Below are 5289 nucleotides of genomic sequence, written 5' to 3'. Positions count from 1 at the left end.
AGCTGGCGTCATGCTGAACAACTGCCAACCCTTTTCAACGGCGTGTCGATTGGCACCCGGATTCTCGCATAATCAAGGATTAAGACATGAGCACGCAAAACATCAAAAAAATCGTTCTGGCCTACTCCGGCGGTCTGGATACTTCAGCCATCATTCCCTGGTTGAAAGAGAACTACGGCGGTTGTGAAGTGGTGGCGTTTGTCGCCAACATTGGCCAGGATCCGGCTGATTTAGAGGGCGTTGAGAAAAAAGCGCTGCAATCAGGTGCATCTGAATGCCACGTGGTTGACCTGCGTGAAGAGTTCATCAGCGATTACATCTATCCAGTGCTGCAAACTGGCGCACTGTATGAAGGCACTTACCTGCTGGGCACCTCAATGGCGCGTCCAATCATCGCCAAAGCGCAGGTTGAGCTGGCACTGAAAGTTGGCGCAGATGCGCTGTGCCACGGTGCAACCGGTAAAGGTAACGATCAGGTGCGTTTCGAAACCACCTACACCGCGCTGGCACCACAGCTGAAAGTGGTTGCGCCATGGCGTGAGTGGAATCTGCGTTCACGTGAAGCGCTGCTGGATTACCTGAAAGAGCGCAACATCCCAACCACCGCGTCGCTGGAAAAAATTTACAGCCGCGACGAGAACGCCTGGCACATCTCTACCGAAGGTGGCGTGCTGGAAAGCCCAGCGAATGCACCGAACAAAGATTGCTGGGTGTGGACCGTTGATCCGCTGGAAGCGCCAGATCAGCCAGAGAACGTCACCGTGACTGTTGAGAAAGGTCGCGTTGTGGCCGTTAATGGCGAGAAACTGAGCCCGTTCCAGTGCCTGGAAAAACTCAACGTGCTGGGTGCGAAACACGGCGTGGGTCGTATCGACATCGTGGAAAACCGTCTGGTTGGCATTAAATCACGCGGCTGCTACGAAACCCCGGGCGGCACCATCATGGTGAACGCGCTGCGTGCGGTTGAGCAGTTGGTGCTGGATCGCGATAGCTTCAAATGGCGTGAGCAGCTGGGCCACGAAATGTCTTACGTGGTTTACGATGGCCGCTGGTTCGCGCCGCTGCGTAAATCCATCCAGGCCGCTGCGGAATCACTGGCAGAAGAAGTGAACGGCGAAGTGGTATTACAGCTGTATAAAGGCCACGCCACTGCCACGCAGAAAACGTCAGCCAACAGCCTGTACTCTGAAGAGTTCGCCACCTTCGGCGAAGACGAAGTGTACGATCACCGTCATGCGGGCGGCTTTATCCGTTTGTTCTCACTCTCTTCACGTATTCGTGCGTTGAACGAGCAGAAGAAGTAATACCGCGGTAAGCAACATATTTTGCAAGGGCGGCTTCGGGCCGCCTTTTGTTTAACAGATTCAGGAGTAATTCAGATGGCACTTTGGGGCGGACGTTTTTCCCAGGCAGCAGACCAACGGTTCAAGCAGTTCAACGATTCACTGCGTTTTGACTATCGCCTGGCCGAGCAGGACATCACAGGCTCAATCGCTTGGTCAAAAGCGCTGGTGACGGTCAACGTGCTGAGCAATGATGAGCAACAGCAGTTGGAAAACGCGCTGAATGAACTGCTGGTGGAAGTGCGCGCCAATCCAGAGCAGATTCTGCAAAGCGATGCGGAAGACATTCACAGTTGGGTGGAAGGCAAGCTGATCGATAAAGTCGGCGCGTTGGGCAAGAAACTGCACACCGGACGTAGCCGTAACGATCAGGTGGCGACGGATTTGAAGCTGTGGTGCAAAGAGCAGGTTGCTGTGCTGCTGGAAGCCACGCGCGAGCTGCAATCGGCGCTGGTGACCACCGCTGCTGCCAATCAGGATGCGGTGATGCCGGGTTATACCCACTTGCAACGCGCTCAGCCGGTAACCTTCGCACATTGGTGCCTGGCGTATGTGGAAATGCTGGCGCGTGATGAAAGCCGTTTGCAGGATGCGCTGAAGCGTATGGATGTTAGCCCATTGGGCTGCGGCGCGCTGGCCGGTACCGCGTATGAGATCGATCGTCAGCAATTGGCGGGCTGGTTAGGTTTCGCGTCTGCGACACGTAACAGCCTCGATACCGTTTCTGACCGCGATCACGTGCTGGAGCTGTTGTCTGATGCTTCGATTGGTATGGTGCATCTGTCGCGCTTTGCTGAAGACCTGATTTTCTTCAACACGGGCGAAGCCGGTTTCCTTGAGCTGTCTGACAAAGTGACTTCCGGTTCTTCACTGATGCCGCAGAAGAAAAACCCAGATGCGCTGGAACTGATTCGTGGCAAATGTGGCCGTGTGCAAGGTGCATTAACCGGCATGATGATGACGCTGAAAGGCTTGCCGCTGGCGTACAACAAAGACATGCAGGAAGACAAAGAAGGGCTGTTCGATGCGCTCGATACCTGGCTTGATTGCCTGCATATGTCGGTGCTGGTATTGGACGGCATTCAGGTGAAGCGTCCACGTTGCCAGGAAGCGGCCGAGCAAGGTTATGCCAACTCAACCGAGCTGGCTGATTATTTGGTGGCGAAAGGTGTTCCATTCCGCGAAGCGCACCACATTGTCGGTGAAACCGTGGTAGAAGCGATCAAACAAGGTGTGGCGTTGGAGGCATTGAGCCTGGCGCAGTTGCAGCAATTTAGTGCGGTAATTGAGGATGATGTGTATCCAATTCTGTCGCTGCAATCTTGCCTGGATAAGCGTAACGCGCAAGGCGGCGTATCACCGCAGCAAGTCGCGTTTGCCATCGGCGAAGCGCAAAAGCGTTTGGGTTAAACGAAAAAAAAGCGGGCACCTTACGGTAGCCCGCCAACCTCTAGCTTCGGAATTACATCTTGTTATAGGCACATCATCAAGGGCAGGCCACTCCCGGCCGGCACAGTGATTTGGTGTGAGCAGTTTGCAGAGGCTGCTCCATATCTTGTCGATGCGCGCATTATTCCCGTTCACGCCTTGATAGGGCTAATCGTTCATTGCTATTCTATCTATCGCCACGGTCTATCGTGGTCTGGAGGATTTCAATGAATATTCGTGATCTTGAGTATCTGGTTTCGCTTGCGGAGCATCGCCATTTCCGGCGTGCTGCTGACGCTTGCCATGTCAGCCAACCCACCTTAAGTGGACAGATTCGTAAGCTGGAAGATGAACTCGGTGTGATGCTGCTGGAGCGTACCAGCCGTAAGGTGCTGTTTACCCAAGCGGGATTGCTGCTGGTGGATCAGGCGCGAACTGTGCTGCGCGAAGTGAAAGTGCTGAAAGAGATGGCCAGCCAGCAGGGCGAAGCGATGTCTGGGCCGCTGCACATTGGTTTGATTCCAACCACCGGGCCATATTTGTTGCCGCACATCATCCCGATGCTGCATCAAACCTTCCCCAAACTCGAAATGTACCTGCACGAAGCGCAGACGCATCAACTGTTGGCGCAACTCGACAGCGGCAAGCTGGATTGTGCGATTGTCGCGTTAGTGAAAGAGAGCGAAGCATTTATCGAAGTGCCGCTGTTTGATGAGCCGATGACGCTGGCGGTGTACGCCGATCATCCGTGGCGCGATCGCGATCGCGTGCCGATGTCGGATCTGGCCGGTGAAAAACTGCTGATGCTGGAAGATGGACACTGCTTGCGCGATCAAGCGATGGGCTTCTGTTTTGAGGCAGGTGCAGATGAAGACACGCATTTCCGTGCGACCAGCTTAGAAACGCTGCGCAACATGGTGGCTGCCGGCAGCGGCATTACGTTATTGCCTGCGCTTTCGGTACCGAATGAACGTATTCGTGATGGCGTCTGTTATCTGCCGTGCTACAAGCCGGTGCCGCAGCGCACCATCGCGTTGGTGTATCGCCCAGGATCGCCTCTGCGCAACCGCTATGAGCAGTTGGCAGAAGCAATCAAAACCCATATGAAGGGTTATCTGGACACCACGTTAAAACAGGCGGTTTAAGCCATTTAACGCCGCGACGCGATAGGCTTCGGCCATGGTGGGATAGTTAAAGGTGGTATTCACGAAGTACTCAATCGTGTTGCCGCCGTTCTTCTGTTCCATGATGGCCTGGCCGATGTGAATGATCTCCGCCGCACGCTCGCCAAAGCAGTGAATACCCAAAATCTCTTTGGTTTCGCGGTGGAATAGAATCTTCAGGCTGCCGACGTGCATGCCAACAATCTGTGCACGTGCCAGATGTTTAAACTGCGCACGGCCCACTTCATACGGCACTTTCATCGCGGTGAGCTGCTGCTCGGTTTTGCCGACGGAACTGATCTCCGGAATGGTGTAAATCCCGGTTGGAATATCTTCAATCAGATGCGCGGTGGCTTCGCCTTTAATGATCGCCTGTGCGGCAATGCGGCCCTGATCGTAAGCGGCCGATGCCAGGCTTGGATAACCAATCACGTCGCCGACCGCATAAATGTGCGGCTGCGCGGTTTGGTACATGCTATTCACTTTCAGCAGGCCACGGCCATCAGCTTCTAATCCCACGTTTTCCAGCGACAGTGAATCGGTGTTACCGGTACGACCATTGGCGTACAGCAGGCAATCGGCTTTCACTTTCTTGCCTGACTTCAGGTGAATAATCACACCATCGTCCACGCCTTCAATCTTCTCAAACTCTTCGTTGTGACGAATCACCACGCCGCTGTTCCAGAAGTGATACGAAAGCGAATCCGACATTTCCTGATCGAGGAACGCCAGCAGACGATCGCGGGTGTTAATCAGGTCAACCTTGACGTTAAGGCCGCGGAAAATCGACGCATACTCACAACCAATTACGCCTGCGCCGTAAATGATGACGTGGCCAGGTTCATGGTGCAGATTGAGGATGGAGTCGGAGTCGTAAACGCGTGGATGGGTAAAATCGACATCGGTGGGGTGATAGGGGCGTGAGCCACAGGCAATCACGAATTTCTCGGCAGTTAAACGCTCACGCGTGCCGTCGGGCTGTTCCACTTCGATGGTGTTGGCATCGACAAAACGCGCATCACCCTGATAAATCTGGCAGCGATTACGCTCGTAAAAACCCTGACGCATCGCGGTTTGTTGGCTGATGACGTTCTCGGTGTGATTGAGAATATCAGCGAAAGAGGAGCGCAGCAGGCGAGTGTGATCGCTATAAAGTGGGTTTTGATTGAACTCGATAATACGGCTGACAGCATGACGAAGGGCTTTGGAGGGGATGGTTCCCCAGTGAGTACAACCGCCGCCGATGTTGTGGTAGCGTTCGATCACTGCAATACGCGCTCCCTGCTTCACCAGCCCCATCGCCGCACCTTCGCCGCCCGGACCGGAGCCAATCACAATGGCATCGTAATCGTAAG

Annotated in this window: 4 protein-coding genes; 3 read left to right on the top strand and 1 reads right to left on the bottom strand. The window is 54.4% G+C overall.

The genetic code is table 11. The annotated features are described in order from the left end of the window. The first annotated feature begins 86 nt into the window (after positions 1-86). The 3 genes from ABDW13_RS23180 to oxyR all read left to right on the top strand — a co-directional run bounded on the left by ABDW13_RS23180 (position 87) and on the right by oxyR (position 3916). On the top strand, positions 87-1304 hold the full coding sequence (locus tag ABDW13_RS23180) for an argininosuccinate synthase (RefSeq protein ID WP_343554855.1): 1218 nt from the start codon (positions 87-89) through the stop codon (positions 1302-1304). 75 nt (positions 1305-1379) lie between these two features. Further along, positions 1380-2753 carry an argininosuccinate lyase gene (argH, locus tag ABDW13_RS23175; RefSeq protein WP_343554854.1) on the top strand — a complete coding sequence of 458 codons (1374 nt, stop codon included), beginning with the start codon at positions 1380-1382 and terminating at the stop codon, positions 2751-2753. 245 nt (positions 2754-2998) lie between these two features. After that, positions 2999-3916, top strand: coding sequence for a DNA-binding transcriptional regulator OxyR (oxyR, locus tag ABDW13_RS23170; protein ID WP_343554853.1), 918 nt, complete (start codon positions 2999-3001; stop codon positions 3914-3916). On the opposite strand, the gene sthA is transcribed toward oxyR, so the two are convergent. After that, on the bottom strand, positions 3899-5289 hold a 1391-nt coding region (gene sthA / locus ABDW13_RS23165; protein ID WP_343554852.1), incomplete at its 5' end, for a Si-specific NAD(P)(+) transhydrogenase. The two genes, oxyR and sthA, sit on opposite strands and share 18 nt — an antisense overlap.

This window comes from Pantoea sp. (assembly GCF_039594315.1).
In the GTDB taxonomy this organism is placed as follows: Bacteria; Pseudomonadota; Gammaproteobacteria; order Enterobacterales; family Enterobacteriaceae; genus Pantoea.
Note: the sequence above shows the minus strand (reverse complement) of the source record. Positions and strands in the feature narration are given on the sequence as shown.